Source organism: Streptomyces sp. NPDC046727 (assembly GCF_040645635.1).
Taxonomy (GTDB): Bacteria; Actinomycetota; Actinomycetes; order Streptomycetales; family Streptomycetaceae; genus Streptomyces.
Genome location: NZ_JBEYYR010000008.1, coordinates 166,213 through 188,411 on the forward strand (window position 1 = coordinate 166,213; position 22,199 = coordinate 188,411).

Here is a 22,199-nt window from a genome sequence, read left to right on the forward strand (position 1 = left end):
CGGCGTGGCCGGTTGGGGTGGGCCGTGCCGGTCAGGGGGTGCCCGCACCGCCGTCGGTTCTGCCGCCTCCGTCAGGGCCGTGCGTATCGCGGTGAGGAGGTCGGGGGCGCATTGGGCGGCGAAGTGGGCCACCTCCGCCGGGGCCGTGGCCGCGTTCGGCACGAGTACGCCCCGGGCACCCGCCGCGCGGGCGGCGAGCACGTCGGCGGCGATGTCGCCGATGACCAGGCACTCGGCGGGCGGTACGCCCAGCCGGGCGGCGGCGGTGTGGATCAGGCCGGGCCGGGGCTTGCGGCAGGCGCAGCCGGCGTCCGGGGTGTGCGGGCAGAAGACCCAGGTGTCCAGCCCGCCCAGCAGCGCGTCCGCGCGCTCGTTGACGCGCTGCACCTGCTCGACGGTGAGCAGTCCGCGCCCGATGCCGGACTGGTTGCTCACCACGCCGGTGGCCAGGCCCTGCGACCGGGCCAGCGCGACGGCCTCCGCGGCGCCCGGCAGCAGCCGTACCCGGCCGGGGTCGCCGTTGTACGGCACGTCCGCCACGAGGGTGCCGTCCCGGTCGAAGAGGACGGCCGACACGGTGCTCACCGGGCACCTCCCAGGGGCTCGGCGTGCCTGTGGCGGACGACTCCGCCCAGCCAGTGCCGTACGGCGAGGGGCGGGATGAGCACGCTGGTGCCGAGCATCCCGGCGATCTCGCGGGCGGTGCGCGGGCCGGGCAGGATGCGGGCGAGGGCGAACTCCGCGGTGCCGAGCGTCCACAGGACCGCGCAGGCGGTCGCGGACCGGCGCCGCCCGGCCAGGGCGCAGGACGCGGCGGCGAGGGCCGCGCCGGTGACCGCCAGATGGCGGGGCAGCCGACCGCGGGGCGCCTGGGCGCGGTCCCACCAGTCGCGGCCGTGCAGCCGGTTCATCAGGGCGTCGTCGGCGTTGCCGCGCTGCGCGGCCAGCGAGGCCCACCGGGGGGCCGGGCGGACCGGGTGCCGGGTGACCCGCGCGCCCCGGACCAGGGTCCAGCCGGCCCGCTGTACGCGCAGGGCGAGGTCGGCGTCCTCGCGGAAGGCCCTGGGGAAGCGTTCGTCGAAGCCGCCGGTGCGTTTGAGGGCCTCGGTGCGGTAGGCCATGTCGGCGGTGGCCCAGGCGGCGTTCTCCAGGCCCTTGGTGGTGCGTTCCCAGTCGGTGGGCCGGCGGTCCGGGGGCAGGGGGACACGCAACCGCCCCTGGTCACCGCCGACGTCCGGGCCGGCCTCCCGCAGGTCCGCGGCGAGCCGCCGGGACCAGTCCGGCAGCACCTGGACGTCGTCGTCCAGGAAGACCGTCCACGGCGTACGGACGGTCCGCCAGCCGGCGTTGCGGGCGGCGGCCGGCCCCCTGCCTCCGGTGCGCAGGGTGCGGACCCGGTCGAGCAGCTGCCCGGCCGCTTCCAGCGGCAGTGCGCCGTCGGGCGCGGGCCGGTCGTCCACGACGATCACCTCGTGCGGCGGATGGTCCGCGGCCACGGCGAGCGCGCGCAGGCACTCGGCGAGGCAGGGCCGGCCGATCGTCGGCACGACGACGGTGTAGGCGGGCGCGCCGGTCATGCGAACGCCTTCCCGCGCCGGACCGCGAACGGGCCGAGCACCAGCAGGTCCACGGGGGCCGAGCCGAAGCACTCCAGGGCGTCGCGGGGGTCGTCGACCATCGGCCGCCCGGCGGTGTTGAGGCTGGTGTTGACCACCACCGGCAGTCCGGTGCGCCGTTCGAAGCCGTCGATCATCCGGGCCACCAGGGGCTCCTGGGCGCGGTCCACGGTCTGGATGCGGGCCGTGCCGTCCACGTGGACCACGGCCGGTATCCGGGCCTTCCAGTCGTCGGCGACCTCGTGCACGAACAGCATGTGCGGGCTGGGCAGCGGCCCGTCGAAGATGTCGGCCGCGCGCTCGGCGAGCACCATGGGCGCGACGGGCCGGAACTCCTCGCGCCCCTTCACGGCGTTGAGCCGCTCCAGGTTGGCGGCCTCGCCCGGGTGGGCGAGCAGTGAGCGGTGGCCGAGCGCGCGCGGCCCGTACTCGCCGCGCCCCTGGAACCAGGCCACGATCCCGTCGGCGGCCAGCGCCTCGGCGGCCGTCTCGGCGATGTCGGCGGGCTCCTCGTACGGTACGGCCGCCCGCTCCAGCCACGCCCGCAGCTCGGTGTCGCTCCAGCCGCGCCCCAGGGCGGCCGTCGGCATCGGCTCCAGGGCGTCCTTCTGTCCGGCGACGTGCGCCGCCGCGCCCAGGGCGGTACCGGCGTCGCCCGCGGCGGGCTGTACCCAGACGTGGGTGAAGCCGCTCTCCCGCCACAGCCGGGTGTTCGCCACGCAGTTCAGCGCGACCCCGCCGGCCATGGTGAGCGCGTCCTCGCCGGTGCGCTCGCGCAGCCACCGGGCGAGGGCCAGCATGGCTTCCTCCAGGCAGAGCTGGGCACTTGCGGCGAGGTCGGCGTGGTCCTGGCTCCAGGCGCCGCCGGCCGGGCGCGGCGGGACGAGGTCGGCCCAGGGCACCGGACGGGCCCGGAAGCCGCCCGCGTCGTCGGCGTGGACGTACTCCCGCAGCCGTGCGGCGAAGCGCGGGGTGCCGTAGGAGGCGAGCGCCATCACCTTGAACTCGTCGCTGCTGCGCAGGAAGCCGAGGTGCTGGGTGAGATCCTCGTAGAACAGGCCGAGGGAGTCCGGCAGTTGCTGGGTGCCGAGGACGGTCAGTTCGCGGTCGGTGTAGCGTCCGGCCAGGTGGGAGCCGCATTCTCCGCGTCCGTCCAGGACGAGGACGGCACAGTCGGGGTACGGCGAGACCGGCCCGGCGGAGGCGGCGTGCGCCACATGGTGCGGGACGAATTTCACCTTCGCCGGGTCGAGTCCGGGCAGCGCCTCGGCGAGGAAGTCCGGGGCCTCGCGGGCGTACCGCTGGCGCAGATGGTCCCAGGGGTCGTGCAGACCCATCCGCTCGGCGGGACGGGCGAGGTCCGGGTCGTAGGAGTACGCGACGGCGTCCAGGTCGGACGGGGTGAGGCCGGCCTGCTCCAGGCACCAGCGGGCCGACTGCTCGGGCAGCTCCCAGGCGGAGAAGGGTACGGGCCGCTTGCCGTGCTTGCGGCGGGAGAACCGCTCCTCCTCTGCCGCCGCCACGATCCGGCCGTCGCTGATCAGGGCGGCGGCGGGGTCGTGGAAGAGTGCGTTGATACCGAGGACGTGCATGCGCTGTCTCCAGTGCCGGGGACGGGCGGGGGTCAGGACTGCGCGGCCGGGTCCTGCGCGCGCGGGACGGGTTCCGGGGGCAGGGCCGCGAAGTAGGCGATGGTCTGCTTCAGGCCCTCCTCCCACGGGACCTGCGGCGACCAGCCGAGCAGCTCGCGCGCGAGGGTGGTGTCGGGGCGGCGCCGGCCGGGGTCGTCCACGGGCCGGTCGATGAACGCGATCGGGGAGCGGGAACCGGTGAGGGCGACGACCCGGCGGGCCAGCTCCGCCATGGTGATCTCGTCGCTGCCGCCGATGTTCACCGGCCGCACGGACCTGCTCGCGGCCACCTGCAGGATGCCGTCGACCGTGTCGTCGACGTAGCACAGCGAGCGGGTCTGGCTGCCGTCACCGGTCACCGTGAGCGGCTCGCCGGCGAGGGCCTGGGCGATGAAGGTGGGCACCGCGCGGCCGTCGTGGGCCCGCATACGCGGCCCGTAGGTGTTGAACAGCCGCACGATCCCGGCGTTCGTCCGCCGGGTGCCGACGTGCGCGGTGACCAGGGCCTCGGCGAACCGTTTGGACTCGTCGTACACGCTGCGGGGCCCGACCGGGTTCACGTTGCCCCAGTAGCCCTCGTGCTGCGGGTGGACCAGCGGATCGCCGTACACCTCGGAGGTGGAGGCGAGGAGGAAGCGGGCCCGGTCGCGTGCGGCGATCGTCAGGGCGTTGCGGGTGCCGAGGCTGCCCACGTCCAGGGTCTCCAGCGGCATGCGCAGATAGTCGGCGGGCGAGGCCGGGCAGGCGAAGTGCAGCACCAGGTCGTACGGGCCCGGCAGCCGCTCGGGGCATTCGGCGGCCGAGACGTCACAGTGCACGTACCGGAAGCCTGACCGGTCCTCCAGGTGTGTGACGTTCTCGCGCCGTCCGCAGGCCAGGTTGTCGGCGCAGTCGACTTCGACTCCCGAATCCAGCAGCCGCTCGCACAGATGGGAGCCGAGGAAGCCGGCGCCGCCGGTCACGAGGGCGCGCCGCCAGGAGAACGGTGTGTCACCAGTCATGGAGGCTTTCCCTTCGTCGTCCTTCGTCCTCGCCGTGCACGCCACGGAACGCGTCGTCCGCGGCCCAGGAGGGGCTCTGCGCGGGCGATCGGCGCGTGCGTGCCGTCGCCGGGGCGACGACATCGTCGGCCCGGCGGGGCGGAAACCGGGTGAGGAAGATGGGGATGGCAGGGCTCGGGTCCCGCGGATCCTTCAGGACCACTCTGCCGGCCGCCGCTGGCTGGACGGCACGGGCAGCTGGGTTCCCCTGCCAGTTGGTTTCACACGTTGACTCATTCTCCGGCATCAGGGGTGCTCGTGCGACTCCGGCGACCGCCTTACCACAGTGGAGACACTCATGCACGACGACGTCGCGGCGGCCGTGCCGCACACGCTGTGCGCGTCCGGCCGGCCCCTCGACCGGCTGCTGCTCACCGGCTGGTTCAGCTTCCGGGACGGCGAGGCGACGGCCGGCGACGTCCTCGCCCAGCACCGTATGTCGGCCGCGCTGACCGGGTCGGGCATCCCGCACGACACGGCATGGAGTCCCGTCTTCCGGCCCCGCGCGCTGTCGTTGGAGACGGCCGACCCGCGGGCGTACGACATGCTGCTCTTCGTGTGCGGTCCGGTGTACGGACCCAAGTCGCCGCCCTGCATGCCAGGTTCAAGGCCTGTCGGCGACTCGCGGCCGGCGTCTCGGTGGTCGATCCGGCGGATGCGGCGGCCACCGGTTTCCACACGGCCGTCGCCCGGGACGGCACCGGCGCCCCGGCCCGGCCCGATGTCGCGGCCGACGCCCCGGCGGGGCCGCTGCCGCCGGTGGCCGGCGTGGTGCCGTCCCACGGGCAGGGCGAGTACGGCGAGCGCCGGCGGCACGCGGAGGTGAACGCGCGGATCACCGGCTGGCCGGCCGGCAAGGACCGCGCGCGGGTGCCGGCCGAGACCCAGCCGGCCACCGACGACTGGCGGCTGTGCGCCACCGCCGAGCAGTTCCTGGCCCTCGTCGCCCGCTTCGACGTGGTCGTCACCACCCGGCTCCACGGCTTGGTCCTCGGCCTGCGCACCGGCACCCCGGTGCTCGCCGTCGACCCGGTCGCGGGCGGCGCCGAGGTCAGCGCCCAGGCTCGGGCCGTGGGCCGGCCGGCGCTGGTGGCGGAGGATGCGCTGACCGCGCGGCTCCTGGACCACTGGTGGGAGTGAGCGCTGTCCGGGGCGGGGCGGATGGCCGCCGCCCGCCACGCGAGGGCTGACCGGGCCGTGTAGCGGGCCGTGCCCGGGGCACTCGGCGCGGCGACGGACGGCCGTTGCCGGGCCGCCGCGTTTCACGCAGGGAGGTAACCACCATGGGTCACGGCGGAAACGTCATCCAGGAGCTGATCACGGACCACCGTGAGGTCGAGGAGTTCTTCGGCCGCATCGAGGCGCTGCCGCCCGGCTCCGCGGAACGCAAGAACCTCTGCGACCAGGCCACGATCGAGCTGGTCCGGCACTCGGTGGCCGAGGAGGCGTACCTGTACCCGGCGGTGCGCGAGCATCTGACGGACGGGGACGCCCTGGCGGACAAGGAGATCGAGGACCACTCCAGGGCCGAGCGGATCATGAAGGATCTGGAGGGTCTCCAGGCGGACGATCCGCAGTTCGACATGCTCATGGCGCAGCTGACGAGCGAGATCCGCTCCCATGTGGCCGACGAGGAGCAGAACCTCTTCCCGAAGATGGAGGCGGCCTGTCCCGCCGACGCGCTGATGGACCTCGGCGAGAAGGTCCGCCGGGCGAAGAAGATGGCGCCGACGCGCCCGCACCCGTCGGCACCGGACACTCCCCCGGCCAACAAGCTGCTGGCACCGGGAGTCGGCCTGGTGGACCGGATGCGCGACGCGCTGACGGGCCGGGGGAAGGAGCGCTGAACACGCCTCCGGCGAGCACGCAACACTTGTCTCCACCACCGCACCGCCCGGCCCGCCCGGGCGATGCGGTGGGGGGCTCGGGTGCCGGGGGCGTATCCACGGGGTTCAGCGCGGCGGTGCCCCACGCGCCGGGGTGGGACCGGAGAACAACCCCGGCTGTCTCCACCAGCACGCCAGTCGTACCCACGCAGTCGGGCGGCGGTATTGACTGGGCCCGCGGTGCCGGGGGGCAAGACCACCGAGTTCAGCGCCGCTGCCACCCGAGCACCGGGGCGGGACCAGACACCGACCCCGATTGTCTCCATCAGCACGCCACCCGGCCCACGCGGTCGGGCGGCGGCATCGACTGAGCCCGCGATGCCGGGGGCAAGACCACCGAGTTCAGCGCCGCTGCGACCGGAGCACCGAGCTGGGACCGGACACCGACCCAGTTGTCTCCATCAGCACGCCACCCAGCCCGCACGATCGAACGGCGCCATCAAGGGGCCCGCGGTGCCAGGCTCGTACCCACGGGTTCAGTGCCGCGGCGACCCGGGCACCGGGGCCGGACCGGACGGCGACCCCGAGTTGTCTCCACCGGCACGCCACCCGGCCCGCACGGTCGGGCGGCGGCATCTGCTGGGCCCGCGGTGCCGGGGCATGACCACCCGGTTCAGCGGCGTGGAGTGACCCGGGCGCCGGCGGCCGGACGGGGGCGGACCGCTCGGCACAGCAGTCGGAACGCCTGGCAGAGAGTCAGCGGCCACAGCAGCGCGAAGCACCACAGCAACGCGGGGTCGGAGGTGCGGATGCCCATCACGGCGACGAACACCGACGCCGACGCCAGCAGCAGCACCGCCACGGGGAGCCAGACCTCGTGCCGTACCGCGTGCCGTGCCGGGCTCATGCGGCGCGCGAACCGCCGGTCCTGCCGGAGGTCCGCCTCGATCTGCAACAGCGCGAGCCGCTCGCGCAGTGACAGCTGGACCTCGTCATGCTTCTCCCACATCTCCCAGTCGTCCACGGCGACGGCACCTCCTCCGCCGGTCGGCGACCCCCGGTTCCGCGCCACCGAGTTCCCCGGACGGCCCGGCCGACGCGGTGTCGCCATGGGAGAGCGGGCCGGAGCCGGTCCCGCTGACGGATCAGGTGGAAGAAACCCCACCCGGAGACCGGTGGCCACCCTGACTGAAACACGCCCGCGCGCGGTCCACGATGGAGGCGATCCCGCCTCGCCGTCCGCTCACGAGGAGCCATCGTGTCCAAGTCCACCGAGGTGCAGCCGCCCGAGGAACACCCGATATGGCCCTGGGTGGTCATCGGGGCCGTCACGGCCGGCATCGTCATCGTCCTCGCCAACCTCCTTCTGGCGGCCTGACAGCGCGGCGCCCCGACCAGCGGGTGGGCGCATAGGATCGCCGGCATGGCACTGCGACCCGTGATGGTGAACGTAAAGGCTCTTGACGCCTCGGCGGTCGGCCGGTTCTGGGCGCAGGCACTCGGCTGGACCGCCTACAGCCCCGGCGTGACCACCTACGTCGGCCCCGCCGGCGGCCTCGTCTGGCCGGACCCGGTCGCCGTCTGCGTCGACGTCGTTCCCGTCCCGGAACCCAAGACGGCGACGAAGAACCGTGTGCACCTCGATCTCGCCACCACCTCCGCGGCCCATCAGGCGGAGTTGGTCGCACGTCTGAGGGCGCTCGGTGCGACGCCCGCCCACGTGGGCCAGGGCGACGTGCCGTGGACGGTCCTCGCCGACCCGGAGGGCAACGAGTTCTGCGTGCTGGAGCCTCGGGAGATCTACCGGGACACCGGGCCGATCGCCCGGGTGGTGATCGACTGTGCGGATCCGCGGGCCATGGCTCGGTTCTGGGGTGAGGCGATGGACTGGACCGTGCATGAGGTGACCGACGATCAGGCGGTGTTGCGCTCCGCCAAGGGTGTCGGCTCGTACCTGGAGTTCCTCCGCACGCCCGGTGTGAAGACCGTGCCGGACCGCGTCCATCTCGACCTGCTGCCGTACCCCGGTGACGACAAGGCAGCGGAGGTGGCCCGGCTACGGGCGCTCGGCGCCACCGACCTCGACCTCGGCCAGGGCGACGTCCCGTGGACGTGCCTGACCGACCCGGAGGGCCACGAGTTCTGCGTCCTCGCCCTGACCTGAGGCGGCGACGCACCGTCAACTGCTTGGTTCCGCACGGGCGATGAGCAGGGCGACGTCGTCGTGCCCGGCGGGGTGCCTGAGTTGTCGCAGCAGGCGGTCGCAGGTCTCCTCCGTGGAGTGATCCGGCCGTCTCAGGAGTCGCAGGAGGTCGTCGAGGCGTTCGTCGATGGGATCGTTGCGGGTTTCGACCAGGCCGTCGGTGTAGAGGACCAGTTGATCGCCGGGTTCCAGGGCGAGGGTGGTGGTCTCGAAGGGGACACCTCCGACTCCGAGAGGCGCGCCGGTGGGCAGGTCCAGGAGTTCGGGTGGTCTGCCGGACCGGATCAGGACCGGGGGAAGGTGGCCGGCGGAGGACACCTGCAGGCGGGCGCGGTGGGGGTCGTAGACGGCGTACACGCAGGTGGCGATGTACGGGTCCAGGCCGAGGATGATCTTGTCGAGGTGCGTGAGGATCCGGGCGGGGTCGAGGTCGAGGTCGGTGAGGGTCGAGGTGGCGGTACGCAGACGGCCCATCGTCGTTGCGGCCGCAACGCCATTGCCCATGACGTCGCCCACCGTGAGGGCGGTGCGGTCGCCCTCGAGGGGAATGACGTCGTACCAGTCACCGCCGACTTCGCTGAACGCCTGGGCGGGCCGGTAGCGGGCGGCCACCTCCAGGCCGGGGTGCCGGGGTGAGAGCTGCGGGAGCAGGCTGCGCTGGAGGGTTTCGGCGGCGCTGCGGATGTGATGGTGGAGGACGGCGTTGTCGATGCTCAGAGCAGCAGTGGAGGCGAGTTCGCAGGCGAGGGCGACGTCGTCCTCGTCAAAGGCCAGGGGGTTGCGGGCGCGGGCCAGCCCCATGACGCCGATGACCTGCTCGCGGGCGATGAGCGGTACCGCCATGTCGGTGTGCACACCGGCCTCGGCGAGCAGGCGGGCGGCCTCGGAGTCGGCGGCGATCCGGTCGTGGTCGCCGCTGTTCAGATGAGTGACCAGGTGGGGTTTGCGGGTGCGGACGCAATAGGCCGCCGGGTGGTCGGCGTGGTAGGTGGTGAGCCGGCCCGGCGGAACGATCGCGCCGGCGGCGGCCGTGGGGTAGGCGGTCTTCACCGCCAGGGCGCGGAACAGCGGCGGGCTGTCGTCGATGTCCGCGTGGCCCGCCTGCAGAATGGAGTCCAGGAGGTCCACAGCCACCATGTCGGCCAGGTCGGGCACGACGACGTCGGCCAGTTCCTGCGCGGTCCGCTCCACCTCCAGGGTGGTGCCGATGCGGGCCGAGCCGCTGGCCACCAGGCGCAGGCGCTGCTGGGCCCGGTCGGCCTTCCTCGCCGCCCGGTACCGGTCGGTGACGTCCACCACCATGTTGGCGACACCGAGCACGTTCCCGTGCTGGTCCTCCAGCCGGTACAACGACACCGCCCAGGCGTGGTCGCTGCGCGGGTCGGCGTTCGTGCGGCCCACCACCTGCTGGTCCACCACGGGGACGCCGGACGCCAGCACCCGGCGCATCGCAGCCTCCGCCGCCCGGAAGTCCGCACCGGGCAGGATCTCGCCGAAGCTGCGGCCGACGTGGTCGTCCTCGGGGACGCCGTGCATCGCTGCCAGCGCCGGGTTGACCACCACGTACCGCAGGTCGGCGTCCAGGATCGCCAGTCCGATCGGCGCCTGGGTGACCAGCCGGGTGGACAGGGCCACGCCGCGTTCCACCTGCCGGAGCGTGGTGCGGTCGGTGGCCAGCCCCAGGGCGTAGTGGTCGCCGATGTTGTCCGTCAGCCGCATGTTGCGGAACTCGACCATCCGTGTGCTGCCGTCCTTGTGCCGGATGGGGAACGCGCCCGCCCAGCCCCGGCCCGTCTCCATCACCTCGGCGAACAGCATGATCGCCGCGTCCTGGTGCTCCGGGTGCAGCAGCAGGGGAGCCGCGTAGCGGCCGAGCGCTTCGGTGCCCGTGTAGCCGAAGAGCTTCTCGGCCTGCGGGCTCCACATGTCGATGCGGCCGTCGGCCTCCAGCAGTACCGCGGCGACGCCCAGCAGATCCATCAAGCCGCTCGGGCCCGAGGCGGCGTCCTCCGGGTGGCCTGATCGGTTTGAACGCTGTTCCGCCGAACTCATCGCACTGGCCCCTTTCGCCTGCTGACCTCACCGGCGTGCCAGCCTCACCACGAAGTTCAGATGCGACGGCCTTCCTGGAGGTGAGCGGGTCTCTACACGATGCGACACGGGCGCCGGGACGGCCAGTGGGGCGCGCTGCGGATCCGGCACGGACACAGATTGCTTGTGTCTACAACAAAGTGGTGCGCAAGCGTCTGACCTGTAGTTACTATCTGGCGGCTCCATAAATTCTTCACCGCTCAACCATCGAACGGGACCACTCATGCACAGCGCACCCCTGATGACCTTCAAGAGTCACATCGAGGGCAGGAACGCCGACGTGGCGATCTACCCCGACCGGATCGAGTGGTCCAGGAACCGTGGTCTCAGCGGGAAGAAGCTCACCGCGGGCCTTCTCACGGGAGGCGTGTCGCTGCTGGCCACCGGTGTGCGCGGCGGCGGCGCGGGGAGCGAGATGATTCCCGTCAAGAGCGTCTCCAGCGTGGTCACCAAGCGGGACGGCCTGATGTTCACCAAGGTGGTGATCGTCGCGTCGGGGAACACCATCGACTTCCGTGTGCCGCACGACGCGGCCGCGGGTATCAAGTCGCTGCTCACGGATCTGGTTCTCGGCAAGCACCCGGCCGTCGGTCAGGCGCCCGCCGCCGCCCCCTCCCCGACGCCCGCCGCTGCCCCCTACCCGGCGCATTCCGCTCCGCCGTCGCCGCAGACCACCACGCCGGTCGAGCAGCTGCAGCAGCTCGCGCAGCTGCGGGACGCCGGCATCCTCTCCGAGGAGGAGTTCACCGCCAAGAAGGCCGAGATCCTCGCCCGGATGTGACACGGGGTCGGCCGCGGAGGCCGGGCGGGGAGCCGATCGCCGGATCCCCGCCCGGACCCGCTCAGGTGCGGTAGGCGTAGTACGCCGAACGCGGATTCGACGCGATGATGCTCGGCAGCGAGCGTCGGTAGGTGTCCAGCGCGTGGTAAGTGAGGTACGGGACGCCGGCGGAGTCGCGATAGGTGGTCATCATGGAGTGGTCCTTGGACCCGTCCTGGTCGAAGTCCATCTGCAGCACGTCACCCTTGTCCATCTGGTAGGCGTACTTCAGCGGAGTCGTCCGCCTGGCGGTCTGCGCGAACCAGGACCACTCGTTCACACCCACCCAGGTCTCGGACTGGTCCGAGGAGCCGTACCACCAGGTGCCGTAGCTCTGGCGCGACTTGGTGACCGCCTTCCAGCCACCGGCCTTCAGCGACTGGCTCAGGAAGTTGGTGCAGTCGCCGCCGCCGCGGTGGCGGTTGAAGTTCCGGTAGGAGGCGTTGTACTTCTTCCAGTACTTCTCGGCGTAGTTCGCCATCGCCGGATAGTTGTACTTGGTCCTGCCGGTGAGCTTCTTGGGCCTGGCCGGCGCCGGGTAGGCGGTGGAGGCGCGAGGGGCATCGATGACGGCGCCCGGCCGCACCGAGCCCTGCGTGGCCGCGGTGAGGGGCTCATTGACCGGGCGGGGGCCGTCGTCCGTCAGCCGGACACCTGTCAGTTGCCATGTGCCGTCCGGCCGCGCGGTGAAGGTGAGCCGGTGGTGCGCCCTGAAGCCCGTGGTGGGCGGCTCGTCACCGTGGATCCGCCGGTACGTCAGGACGGTGCTCTCGGTGACGTCGACGGTCGCCCCGGCCCGGTGCAGCCGGGTCCGTTCCACCGTGACCTCGGTGGTGGCGGCGCTGTACGACTCGCCCATCGCGGCGAGCCGCGCGCGCGTGCCGTGCAGGGCGGACAGGGCCGTCCTCTCGGAACGGGCCAGGGCGGTGGACAGGCCCACACCGTGTACGGCGCCCACCTCCCCGCGCACGGCCGGCACGCCGTCGAGCAGGGCGCTCGTACGGTTGCCGAGGACGGCCTGCGCGACGCGTCCGAAGCTGTCGACGGTCGTCCGGGACAGGTGGGGCGTCGCCGGGGCGTCGGCGGCGTACGCGGCGGACAGCGGGGGAAGCCCGGCGCACAGGGCCACCGCCGCCACGACCGGACAGCCGCGGCTCAACACACTTGATTTCATGGGGGGGTTCTCCTCGCCCGGGTTGATCGGAGACCGGGCGATGGAATCTTTGCATGTCCTCCTCAACCTTCGCGATCTCTTCACGATCGACTGGTCCGGCTCGTCACCGTCGACGACGAATGTCCCTCGGGGGTCCACGGCCAGGCGGCCTCGCGGCCCGCTTCGATGAGGCCGACCATCCGGAACGCGGCGTCCGTGAGGCCGCCGAAGGTGTGCCGGTGGGGGCCCGTGGGGGCGTGGGCGGGCCGGTACCCGGCCAGGTTCCACGTGTAGACCGGGATGTCGGCAGGGACGGGTTCGGTCGGATCGCCGGGGCCGTAGGGGGCCGCCTGCTCGTCGGTGACGATCAGGACCCGGTCGTGCTCCCGGTAGTGCCTGCGCACCGCCTTCGCGGTGTAGGTGCCCCCCATACTGCGGAACCGTTTCATCACTTCGAGCACCGGCTCGCCCGGCTCGAACGGCACCGCTGCGCTGCCCCAGCCGAACTCCACCAGATCCGCCTGCTCGGCACGCAGGGCGAGCGCGGCACCGAACACGGCCGCCGCGTCCGCCCGGGTCAGCTTGGACCGCTCGGAGACCGTGTCCCAGAACATGGAGTCGGACCGGTCCACCAGGATCAGGGCCCGGCCGGGCAGGGACGGCACGTTGGCCAGGGAGTGGCCGAGCGCCCGCTCCAGCGCGGGTGCCCAGCGCTGTGACGGGGCGTGCTGGTGGGCGGCCAGGTAGCGGAAGGGGAACTGCCGGGACCGGGCGACCTCGGAGGCGTCCGCGAGCCGTGCGGCGACCCGGGCCGCGGCCTCGTCCGAGATCCCCGCCTCGTCGAAGTTCCGCAGGTTCCGCAGGAGCGCCATCGGCGCCATCGTGGGGATCACGGCCTCCCAGACGGCGGCGTCCATCGGTCCGTGGAGCCAGCCCGCCAGGGCCTCCCACGTCATGCCCGCCGCGGCCAGCCGCTCGCTGCCGCCCGGCCCGGTCACCACCGCCCGCCGCTCGTCCGCGGGCGACGCCATCAGCGCCCGGTGGGCGGTCAGCAGGTGGTCGGAGGCCGGCGGAACCGCCTGCTCCGGGTGGTGGCGGCGGTCCAGGGCGTACCGGAAGAGCGCGCCCTGCCAGGGCTTGTCCGGGTCGGGGGAGGCGTGCACCAGGTTGAGCACGTCGCCGAAGCGGAAGGCCTTGGACGCGGTGTCGTACTTGAGCAGGGACCGGGACGTGTACAGCCGGCGCACGCCGTCGGCGATGCCTCGTTTCACGGGTTGCGGCACGTTCCGCCCGTACGCGGAGATCCAGTGGGCGAGCAGCTCGCCGGGCTCGTCGGCGCGCTGGAGCACCGAGTCGATCACGGACCGGTTGGACGGTCCGCCGGACGCCCCGGCCGCGAGCCGGGCCCGCACGTACGCGGCAGCACCCACCAGGGACGCCGTGCGCATGTTGCCTTCGCCGCGGAGCCAGCGCAGCAGGCCGGCCGTCCACACGGGGTCCTGGACGGCGAGTTCCCCGACGAGACGGGCGTACCGGTCGTCCCGCTCCTCACCGCTCTCGTAAAAGGTCCGCTGGGAGACGAAGTTGCCGACCGCCAGGAGGAAGAGCTCGTCGCGGGGCTCCCGGACGAAGGCCGGGCCGCCCTGATGGGTGCGGAAGTCCGGCCTGGCGGGCCCGTGCTGGAGCCGGGGTGGTGGGGACAGGGAGCGGGCAGCCGCCGAGACGTGCGGCGCCACGAGCATCTCGGGCCAGATCTTGGAGACACGTGGGGTGTGACGAGGCAGCGAATCCCCCCGGATTCAGAGTATGGGGCGCCCGGCCAAAAGGTCCGGCCGGGCGAAGACGCCCGCGCCTGCCGAGATCAAAGAGGGCGGCGGCGTCACTTGGTTGTCAGAAGGAAGTAGCCGCAGCCGGGCGCATCGGAGGCGCGGTCGCGCTGCCAACCTACAAGGGCCACCGGACCGCACACCAGCGATTAAACGCGGGCCCGGCCCCGGGCTCCGACGACACGGACGGTGTGCCGCTGACCGACGCGCAGCGGGCACAGAAATCATGATAACCGTTGGTTCATATAGTGCTACGAAGCGTGAAAACACAGAGACGCAGGTGACCTTCCCTGACGCGAGGTCGATACTGCCAATACAACCAAGCAGGTCATGCGCCCCCGTGCCGAGCTCGCGAGGAGACACCCATGAGGATGCTGATCAACGTGCCGGAGACCGTCGTGGCGGACGCGCTGCGCGGCATGGCCGCCGCGTATCCCGACCTGAACGTGGACGTGGAGAACCGGGTGATCGTCCGCCGGGACGCCCCTGTGGCCGGGCAGGTCGCACTGATCTCGGGCGGCGGTTCCGGGCACGAGCCGCTGCACGGCGGGTTCGTCGGCCCGGGCATGCTCTCCGCCGCCTGCCCCGGAGAGGTCTTCACCTCGCCGGTGCCGGACCAGATGGCGCGCGCCGCGGCGGCCGTGGACAGCGGGGCGGGTGTGCTGTTCGTCGTGAAGAACTACACCGGTGACGTGCTGAACTTCGACATGGCGGCCGAGCTGGCCGAGGACGAGGGCATCCAGGTCGCCAAGGTGCTCGTCAACGACGACGTGGCGGTCACCGACAGCCTCTACACGGCCGGCCGGCGGGGTACCGGCGCGACGCTCTTCGTGGAGAAGATCGCGGGCGCCGCCGCGGCCGAGGGGCAGCCGCTGGAGCGCGTGGAGGCCGTCGGCCGCCAGGTCAACGAGAACTCCCGCAGCTTCGGCGTGGCCCTCAGCGCCTGTACGACCCCGGCGAAGGGCAGCCCGACCTTCGATCTGCCGGAGGGCGAACTGGAGTTGGGCATCGGCATCCACGGCGAGCCGGGTCGGGAGCGGCGCCCGATGATGACCTCCGGGGAGATCGCCGACTTCGCGGTCAACGCCGTTCTGGAGGACCTGCCGCCGCGCAGCCCCGTCCTGGTGCTGGTCAACGGCATGGGCGCGACGCCGCTGCTGGAGCTGTACGGCTTCAACGCCGAGGTGCAGCGGGTGCTGCGGGAACGGGGTGTCGCCGTGGCCCGCACCCTCGTCGGCAACTACGTCACCTCCCTGGACATGGCGGGCGCTTCGGTGACGCTGTGCCAGGCCGACGAGGAGCTGCTGCGGCTGTGGGACGCGCCGGTGAAGACCCCGGCGCTGCGCTGGGGGATGTGATCCGGCGCGGCATCCGGCCACCGCTTCGGCCCTACGCCCGACAGCCCCACCACGCAAGGAGATCCAGTGCTCGACGCCGACTTCTTCCGCCGTTGGATGACGACGGCCGCCGCGTCCGTCGACCGCGAGGCGGAACGGCTCACCGCCCTCGACTCGGCCATCGGGGACGCCGACCACGGCAGCAACATGCAGCGCGGGTTCCGGGCCGTGACGGCCGCCCTGGAGAAGGAAGGGCCGGGCACCCCGGGTGCCGTCCTGGTCCTGGCCGGACGGCAGCTGATCTCGACGGTCGGGGGTGCCTCCGGGCCGCTGTACGGCACGCTGCTGCGCCGGACCGGCAAGGCGCTCGGCGATGACTCCGAGGTCGGCGAGGAGCAGCTGGCCGCGGCGCTGCGCGCGGGAGTGGAGGGCGTGATGACGCTGGGCGGGGCGGCCCCCGGCGACAAGACCATGATCGACGCCTTGCTGCCGGCCGTGGACGCGCTCGGATCCGGGTTCGCCGCCGCGCGGACCGCCGCGCAGGAGGGCGCCCTGGCCACCACGCCGTTGCAGGCCCGCAAGGGCCGGGCGAGCTATCTGGGCGAGCGCAGCATCGGCCACCAGGATCCGGGGGCGACCTCGTCGGCGCTGCTGATCGCCGCGCTGGCCGACACGGCGGAGGCGGACGGTGAGTGAGGAGAAGCTGGTCGGGATCGTGCTGGTGTCGCACAGCGCGGAGGTCGCCGCCTCGGTCGGCGAACTGGCGAAGGGCCTGGCGGGCGGGGCGACCGCGGTGCCGGTGGCCGCTGCGGGCGGCACGGAGGGCGGCGGGCTCGGCACCAGCGCCGAGCTGATCTCCGCCGCGGCGGCCTCGGTGGACCGCGGGGCCGGGGTGGCGGTGCTCACCGACCTGGGCAGCGCGGTGCTCACGGTGAAGGCGCTGCTCGCCGAGGGAGACGAACTGCCGGACGGCACGCGCCTGGTGGACGCGCCGTTCGTCGAGGGCGCGGTGGCCGCGGTGGTCACCGCCGCAGCGGGTGCCGATCTGGACGCGGTTCAGGCCGCGGCGATGGAGGCGTACAGCTACCGGAAGGTGTGACGGGTTCCCCGTCAGGGCTGGTCAGTTCTTCCCGACGAAGCGTCTGGCCAGCCGCTCTCCCGTCGAGACCGCCGCCGCGTGGTCCTCGATGGGTTCGATCCGGGAGTCCCGGAAGACGATGTACGTCACGCCGGAGGCCACCCCGCCGTCGCGCGGGTCGGCACGGATGCCGAGGCTGCGGGCGGTGGCGTAGGAGGCCTCGCCGATCAGGTCGCGCGGGCCGGTGTCGCCGACGACCGCGTACCGCACCCGGCCCCGGTAGACCACGGCGGCCACGGCGCCGCCCCGTACGCCGTGCTCGCGGAAGTCCCAGCGGCGGCTCGGCGCCGGGACCACGATGTAGGGCAGCGTCGCCGCGTTCAGCTGGCGGCCGTCGGACTGCTGGAAGGCGGTGGTGGCGGCGAACAGCGGGTCGGTGCGGCGGTTGCAGCGGGCGGTGGGCCGCCCGTCGCAGTCGATGTCCAGATCGGCCTTCCAGAAGACGACGTCGCGGGTGCCGCAGACGCGGACGGTCGCACGGTCGTCGGCGTCGGTGCGATACCGGCGGGGGGAGAGCTGGGTGCACTTGTCGACCCGGGCCAGCAGGTCGGCGGCGGTGACCGCATCCTCGCCGCCCGCCGCGTTCCGCCGCTCGGAGGGCGGGACAGCGGTGGCCGGGGCGGGCAGCGCCGCCGGGGCGAGCAGGGCGGCACCGGCCGCGGCGAGCGTCAGCGACGGGACACGCACGATGAGGGACCCTCTCGTCGGGGGACAAGGCGGACATTCAGGCCACTGTGCGGCGGGGGCAGGCCCACTGCCACGGAAGCCGCCGTGAAGGGGCCGTATGGAGCACGCCCTTGACACTCCGTCAGGGGACACCCCGGAGGGGGAGACGGAACCGGGTCGGCGGAGGCGACAACAGGGGCCGGGGATCCAGACCTGCTCCGGACCGGATCCCCCGGCCACCCGCGCCGGGCGCGGGATCGGCGACGACAGCGTGTCCGCGCCACAGGCATGAACTGCCCTGCCCTCTCGGGTAGTTCAGCCGTAGGGAGCCTCAGCATACGTAACGTCCGGGGATGGTCACCAACGCCCCCTTGCCGTGGCCGCACCGGCCGGGTCATATTGGTCCGGACCTTTACGTGATGCCGAGGCCGTCCCGGGGAGGCAGAGCCGTGCGACGCGTTCCCCTTCCGCCCGTGCTGGTCTGCGGGGCGCTGCTGCTCGTCGCGTCCTGCGGCTGGAGCCGGGCCGACGACGGCGGCGAGGGCCGGGCGCCGGGCGCGCCGGCCGGGATCACCGCGGCGGCGGGCAGCGCCACGAGCGTGCATGTGATGTGGAACGCGGCGCCGGAGGGTTCCGGGGTCCGCTCCTACGAGGTCTATCGAGGCACCACGAAAGCGGCCGAAGTACCGGGTTCGCAGCACATGGTGGACGTCACCAGGCTCAGGCCGTCCACCCTGTACACCTTCACCGTGCGGGCCCGGGGCACCGGGGACCGGCTGGGCCCGCCGAGCCGGGAGGTGCGGGCCCGGACGCCGGCCGTGGCGGCGGCGGACCGCTCGGCACCGACCCGGCCGCCGAGGACCACCGGACGGGCCGTCGGCAGCCGCGCGGTCCAGCTGGCCTGGGGTGCGTCCGAGGACGACCGGGGCGTGGTGTCGTACGACGTCTACCAGGGCGGGGTGAAGATCCACAGCGTCGGCGGGAACCAGACCGCCACCGTCGTCACCGGCCTGCGCCCGGGCAGCCGTTACGTCTTCACGGTGCGCGCCCGGGACGCCGCCGACAACCTCTCCCCCGCCGGTCCGCAGGTCCGGCTCACCACGCCGGGCAGCGACGACGGCCGGAACACCGCGCCCACCGCGTTCACCGCCGCCACCCGCCGTTCCGGCGGGGCCTACTACCTCGACCTGGCCTGGGACCCGCCGCGCGCGGACGGGGTGATCACCGAGTACCAGATCCAGCTGGACGGCACCGCGGCCACCTCGCTGGTGTGGGGCGGCACCCCGCCGCCCGGCCGGGCGCACCACAGCTTCTATGTGGGCACCGCCGCCGGGGAGGAGCACCGCGTACGGCTGCGGGCGCGACTGCCGGACGGCACCTGGGGCGGCTACTCGGCGGAGCGGACGGTGACCACGGGCGGCTGACGGCCGTACCCGGGGGCCGGTCGGAGGAATTCGTCACCCGACCGGGTCCGCCCCGCGTGCGGGCGTGCCCGGGGCGGCGTTGGCTGCGGTTGAGGCAGCACGGGCGTTTCCCGACCCTCGGCGGCGCATGGGACGTACCGCCAACCGTGCCGCCGGAGGCCACCCCATGCACAACTCGCGACTCCTGCTCCGCTCCGGCCTGACCCTGGCGGCTGCCGCGCTCCCGGCCGCGCTCGCCGGGCCGTCCGCCGCGGCCTCGGGCATCTCGGTCAGCACCACGGGCTCCACGGTCTCGGTCGTCACCAGCGCATGCACCCAGATCAACGGCAGCTGGGGAACCGCCGCCCTGCTCACCAGCCGGCAGGCGAGCTTCGCCCAGGGCCGGCAGGTGAGCCTGTCCGGCACGTCCGTCAGCCAGTCCGCGGCCTGGTCGGGGGTGAGCCCGGGGACGTACACGGTGGTGGTGGTCTGCTCCAGCGGCAGCACCGCGGGCAGCCAGTCGGTGATCGTCTCCTCGTCCACGAGCCCGACGATCTCGGCGACCTCCAAGCCGGCGCCTTCCCGGGGCGTGATGGGCGGCCTCGGCGGCGCCGCCCGCGACTACGGCCCGCTGACGCTGGGGATCGGTGCGGCCCTGGTCGGCGCCGGGGTCGTCGCCACGGGCTGGGTGCTGCGCCGCCGCTCCAAGCCGTACCGGCTCTGAGCGGCCGTGACTGCTCCGAGCGGCCGTAGCGGCTCGGAAGGACCGTAGCGGCAAGGGCACCCGGCGCGGCGTCAGTTCTGCTCGGGCGCCTCCCCGGGCAGTTCGGCGAACTCCGCGAGGGCGTGGGTGAGCCACTGGGTCCAGAAGGTCTCCAGGTCGATCCCCGCCCGCAGGACCAGATGGCGCAGCCGGTCCTCGGGGGTGTCCCGGTCCGGCGGGAAGTCGCGCTTCTCGATCTCCTGGTACTCGGCCAGCTGCCGCCGGTGCAGCTCCAGATGGCGCCGCAGATCGGACTCCAGGCCGCCGGTGCCGACCACGGCCGCCGCGCGCAGCCGCAGCAGGAGCGGATCCCGCTGCGGCTTGGGGTCCTGCGCGGCGGCGGCCCAGCGGGCCAGTTCGGCGCGGCCCGCCGGCAGCACCTCGTAGCTCTTCTTCTGCCCGCGGGCCGGCTGCTCGGCCGGCAGCGTGCGGATGAAGCCCTCGGCCTCCAGCTTTCCCAGTTCGCGATAGATCTGCTGGTGCGTCGCGGACCAGAAGTAGCCGATCGACTTGTCGAACCGGCGCGTCAGCTCCAGCCCCGACGACGGCTTTTCCAGCAGGGCGGTGAGGATCGCGTGCGGGAGTGACATGGGCTCATCCTAGGGACGGGCTACAGCGCCGCCGCCAGTTCCGTGCCCTGCTTGATCGCGCGCTTGGCGTCCAGTTCGGCCGCGACGTCCGCGCCGCCGATCAGGTGCGCGCTGCGCCCGGCGGCGACCAGCTCCTCGTACAGGTCGCGGCGCGGCTCCTGGCCGGTGCAGAGCACCACCGTGTCGACCTCCAGGACCGTGCTCTCCTCGCCGACGGTGATGTGCAGGCCGGCGTCGTCGATCCGGTCGTAGCGCACGCCCGGGACCATGGTCACGCCGCGGTGCTTCAGCTCGGTGCGGTGGATCCAGCCGGTGGTCTTGCCGAGTCCGGCGCCGACCTTGGTGGTCTTGCGCTGGAGCAGGTGGACCTGGCGGGGCGGCGCGGGCCGCTCCGGGGCGGCGAGCCCGCCCGGCGCCTCGTAGGCCGTGTCGACACCCCAGTGCCGGAAGTACGTCTCCGCGTCCTCGCTCGCCTTGTCGCCGCCGTCGGTGAGGAATTCGGCGACGTCGAAGCCGATGCCGCCGGCGCCGAGGACGGCGACGCGGTCGCCGACGGGGGCGCCGTCGCGCAGCACGTCGAGGTAGCCGACGACGCGGGGGTGGTCGACGCCGGGGATGTCCGGGGTGCGCGGGACGACGCCGGTGGCGACGACGACCTCGTCGTAGTCGGCCAGGTCCGCGGCGGCGACCCAGGTGTCCAGGCGTACGTCGACGCCGTGCGCGTCGAGCTGGTGGCGGAAGTAGCGCAGCGTCTCGTCGAACTCCTGCTTGCCGGGCACCTTGCGGGCGACGTTGAGCTGGCCGCCGATCTCGCTCGCCGCGTCGAACAGGGTGACGGTGTGACCGCGTTCGGCGGCGGAGACCGCGCAGGCGAGGCCGGCCGGGCCGGCGCCGACGACGGCGACGCGCTTCTTCAGCCGGGTGGGGGCGAGGACCAGCTCGGTCTCGTGGCAGGCGCGCGGGTTGACCAGGCAGGAGGTGATCTGGCCGCTGAAGGTGTGGTCGAGGCAGGCCTGGTTGCAGCCGATGCAGGTGTTGATGGCCTCCGGGGTGCCCGCGGCGGCCTTGGCGACGAAGTCGGGGTCGGCGAGCATCGGGCGGGCCATGGAGACCATGTCCGCGTAGCCGCCGGCGAGCAGCTCCTCGGCGACCTCCGGGGTGTTGATGCGGTTGGTGGTCACCAGGGGCACGGAGACCTCGCCCATGAGCTTCTTGGTGACCCAGGTGTAGGCGCCGCGCGGCACGGAGGTGGCGATGGTGGGGATGCGGGCCTCGTGCCAGCCGATGCCGGTGTTGATGATCGTGGCCCCGGCGGCCTCGACGGCCTTGCCGAGGGCGATCACCTCGTCCAGCGAGGAGCCGCCCGGGACCAGGTCCAGCATGGACAGGCGGTAGATGACGATGAAGTCCTCGCCGACGGCCTCGCGCACCCGCTTGACGATCTCGACGGGGAACCGCATCCGGTTCTCGTACGAGCCGCCCCAGCGGTCCGTGCGGTGGTTGGTCTGGGCGGCGATGAACTCGTTGATCAGGTAGCCCTCGGAGCCCATGATCTCGACGCCGTCGTAGCCGGCCCGCCGGGCCAGGCGGGCGGCGCGGGCGTAGTCGTCGATGGTGCGTTCGACGTCGGCGTCGGTCAGCTCGCGGGGCACGAAGGGGCTGATCGGTGCCTGGACGGCGCTGGGCGCGACGAGGTCGCGGTGGTAGGCGTACCGGCCGAAGTGCAGGATCTGCATCGCGATCCGGCCGCCCTCGCGGTGCACGGCCTCGGTGATCTCCCGGTGCTGTTCGGCCTCCGCCTCGGTGGTGAGCTTCGCTCCGCCCTCGTACGGCCGTCCCTCGTCGTTGGGGGCGATGCCGCCGGTGACGATGAGCCCCACTCCCCCGCGCGCGCGGGCCGCGTAGAACGCCGCCATCCGCTCGAAGCCACGCTCGGCCTCCTCCAGGCCGACATGCATCGAGCCCATGAGCACGCGGTTGGGCAGCGTGGTGAAGCCCAGGTCGAGCGGGGTCATCAGGTGCGGGTAACGGCTCATCGGGCCCTCCGTGCGCGGTGTCGTCGCTTCTTGTTGTAGAGGACACCCGCCCTTTTATGC

19 protein-coding genes and 1 pseudogene are annotated in these 22,199 nt (G+C 73.1%); 9 read left to right on the forward strand and 11 right to left on the reverse strand.

Features of this window, described 5'->3' with window-relative positions:
• Window positions 1-81: 81 nt before the first annotated feature.
• The 4 genes and pseudogenes from ABZ937_RS12775 to ABZ937_RS12790 all read right to left on the reverse strand — a co-directional run.
• Window positions 82-585, reverse strand: a pseudogene (locus ABZ937_RS12775) (HAD-IIIA family hydrolase); the annotation flags it as partial.
• Complete coding sequence (locus ABZ937_RS12780) at window positions 582-1,577, reverse strand: glycosyltransferase (protein ID WP_361689885.1); 996 nt, start codon at window positions 1,575-1,577, stop codon at window positions 582-584. The gene ABZ937_RS12780 and the pseudogene ABZ937_RS12775, both read right to left, overlap by 4 nt.
• Entirely contained in the window at window positions 1,574-3,208 is a 1,635-nt protein-coding gene (locus tag ABZ937_RS12785; protein WP_361689888.1) for a carbamoyltransferase C-terminal domain-containing protein, read from the reverse strand. The genes ABZ937_RS12780 and ABZ937_RS12785 overlap by 4 nt, the downstream gene beginning before the upstream one ends.
• A gap of 32 nt (window positions 3,209-3,240) precedes the next feature.
• Complete coding sequence (locus ABZ937_RS12790) at window positions 3,241-4,248, reverse strand: NAD-dependent epimerase/dehydratase family protein (RefSeq protein ID WP_361689891.1); 1,008 nt, start codon at window positions 4,246-4,248, stop codon at window positions 3,241-3,243.
• Between the two features lie 597 nt (window positions 4,249-4,845).
• On the opposite strand from ABZ937_RS12790, the gene ABZ937_RS12795 reads away from it, so the two are divergent.
• Together ABZ937_RS12795 and ABZ937_RS12800 are read left to right on the forward strand one after the other, a co-directional pair.
• A complete protein-coding gene (locus ABZ937_RS12795; protein ID WP_361689894.1) occupies window positions 4,846-5,427 on the forward strand; it encodes a polysaccharide pyruvyl transferase family protein in 582 nt (193 codons plus the stop codon).
• A 143-nt stretch (window positions 5,428-5,570) separates the two neighbouring features.
• Complete coding sequence (locus tag ABZ937_RS12800; RefSeq protein ID WP_361689897.1) at window positions 5,571-6,134, forward strand: hemerythrin domain-containing protein; 564 nt, start codon at window positions 5,571-5,573, stop codon at window positions 6,132-6,134.
• 652 nt (window positions 6,135-6,786) lie between these two features.
• On the opposite strand, the gene ABZ937_RS12805 is transcribed toward ABZ937_RS12800, so the two are convergent.
• Window positions 6,787-7,137 (reverse strand): DUF3040 domain-containing protein, encoded by a 351-nt coding sequence (locus ABZ937_RS12805; protein WP_361689900.1) that lies wholly within the window; start codon window positions 7,135-7,137, stop codon window positions 6,787-6,789.
• Window positions 7,138-7,536: 399 nt separating this feature from the next.
• Here ABZ937_RS12805 and ABZ937_RS12810 point away from each other — a divergent pair, with 399 nt between their 5' ends.
• Window positions 7,537-8,277 (forward strand): VOC family protein, encoded by a 741-nt coding sequence (locus tag ABZ937_RS12810; protein ID WP_361689903.1) that lies wholly within the window; start codon window positions 7,537-7,539, stop codon window positions 8,275-8,277.
• 15 nt (window positions 8,278-8,292) lie between these two features.
• Here ABZ937_RS12810 and ABZ937_RS12815 read toward each other — a convergent pair whose 3' ends face one another.
• Window positions 8,293-10,296, reverse strand: a complete 2,004-nt coding sequence (locus ABZ937_RS12815; protein ID WP_361689905.1) for a SpoIIE family protein phosphatase — start codon at window positions 10,294-10,296, stop codon at window positions 8,293-8,295.
• A 334-nt stretch (window positions 10,297-10,630) separates the two neighbouring features.
• Between ABZ937_RS12815 and ABZ937_RS12820 the strand changes: the two genes are divergently transcribed.
• Window positions 10,631-11,188, forward strand: a complete 558-nt coding sequence (locus ABZ937_RS12820) for an SHOCT domain-containing protein (protein ID WP_361689908.1) — start codon at window positions 10,631-10,633, stop codon at window positions 11,186-11,188.
• Between the two features lie 61 nt (window positions 11,189-11,249).
• On the opposite strand, the gene ABZ937_RS12825 is transcribed toward ABZ937_RS12820, so the two are convergent.
• Together ABZ937_RS12825 and ABZ937_RS12830 are read right to left on the reverse strand one after the other, a co-directional pair.
• The gene (locus ABZ937_RS12825; protein ID WP_361689911.1) at window positions 11,250-12,401 is read right to left on the reverse strand and encodes an amidase domain-containing protein; all 1,152 of its coding nucleotides are present in this window, start codon (window positions 12,399-12,401) and stop codon (window positions 11,250-11,252) included.
• An 80-nt stretch (window positions 12,402-12,481) separates the two neighbouring features.
• Window positions 12,482-14,122, reverse strand: a complete 1,641-nt coding sequence (locus ABZ937_RS12830) for a TROVE domain-containing protein (RefSeq protein ID WP_361689914.1) — start codon at window positions 14,120-14,122, stop codon at window positions 12,482-12,484.
• Window positions 14,123-14,571: 449 nt separating this feature from the next.
• Here ABZ937_RS12830 and dhaK point away from each other — a divergent pair, with 449 nt between their 5' ends.
• The 3 genes from dhaK (at window position 14,572) to ABZ937_RS12845 (ending at window position 16,642) form a co-directional block, all read left to right on the forward strand.
• Window positions 14,572-15,564 carry a dihydroxyacetone kinase subunit DhaK gene (gene dhaK / locus ABZ937_RS12835; RefSeq protein ID WP_361689917.1) on the forward strand — a complete coding sequence of 331 codons (993 nt, stop codon included), beginning with the start codon at window positions 14,572-14,574 and terminating at the stop codon, window positions 15,562-15,564.
• Window positions 15,565-15,630: 66 nt separating this feature from the next.
• On the forward strand, window positions 15,631-16,239 hold the full coding sequence (dhaL, locus tag ABZ937_RS12840; protein WP_361689920.1) for a dihydroxyacetone kinase subunit DhaL: 609 nt from the start codon (window positions 15,631-15,633) through the stop codon (window positions 16,237-16,239).
• A complete protein-coding gene (locus ABZ937_RS12845) occupies window positions 16,232-16,642 on the forward strand; it encodes a PTS fructose transporter subunit IIA (protein ID WP_361689923.1) in 411 nt (136 codons plus the stop codon). The genes dhaL and ABZ937_RS12845 overlap by 8 nt, the downstream gene beginning before the upstream one ends.
• A gap of 21 nt (window positions 16,643-16,663) precedes the next feature.
• Here ABZ937_RS12845 and ABZ937_RS12850 read toward each other — a convergent pair whose 3' ends face one another.
• Entirely contained in the window at window positions 16,664-17,368 is a 705-nt protein-coding gene (locus ABZ937_RS12850) for a glycoside hydrolase family 75 protein (protein WP_361689926.1), read from the reverse strand.
• A 428-nt stretch (window positions 17,369-17,796) separates the two neighbouring features.
• Here ABZ937_RS12850 and ABZ937_RS12855 point away from each other — a divergent pair, with 428 nt between their 5' ends.
• Window positions 17,797-18,771, forward strand: coding sequence for a fibronectin type III domain-containing protein (locus ABZ937_RS12855; RefSeq protein WP_361689929.1), 975 nt, complete (start codon window positions 17,797-17,799; stop codon window positions 18,769-18,771).
• 166 nt (window positions 18,772-18,937) lie between these two features.
• Window positions 18,938-19,474: a hypothetical protein gene (locus ABZ937_RS12860; RefSeq protein ID WP_361689932.1), complete on the forward strand. Its 537-nt coding sequence runs from the start codon at window positions 18,938-18,940 to the stop codon at window positions 19,472-19,474.
• A gap of 71 nt (window positions 19,475-19,545) precedes the next feature.
• Here ABZ937_RS12860 and ABZ937_RS12865 read toward each other — a convergent pair whose 3' ends face one another.
• Window positions 19,546-20,103 carry a PadR family transcriptional regulator gene (locus ABZ937_RS12865; RefSeq protein WP_361689935.1) on the reverse strand — a complete coding sequence of 186 codons (558 nt, stop codon included), beginning with the start codon at window positions 20,101-20,103 and terminating at the stop codon, window positions 19,546-19,548.
• A 20-nt stretch (window positions 20,104-20,123) separates the two neighbouring features.
• A complete protein-coding gene (locus ABZ937_RS12870) occupies window positions 20,124-22,139 on the reverse strand; it encodes an NADPH-dependent 2,4-dienoyl-CoA reductase (RefSeq protein WP_361689939.1) in 2,016 nt (671 codons plus the stop codon).
• Between the last annotated feature and the right edge of the window lie 60 nt (window positions 22,140-22,199).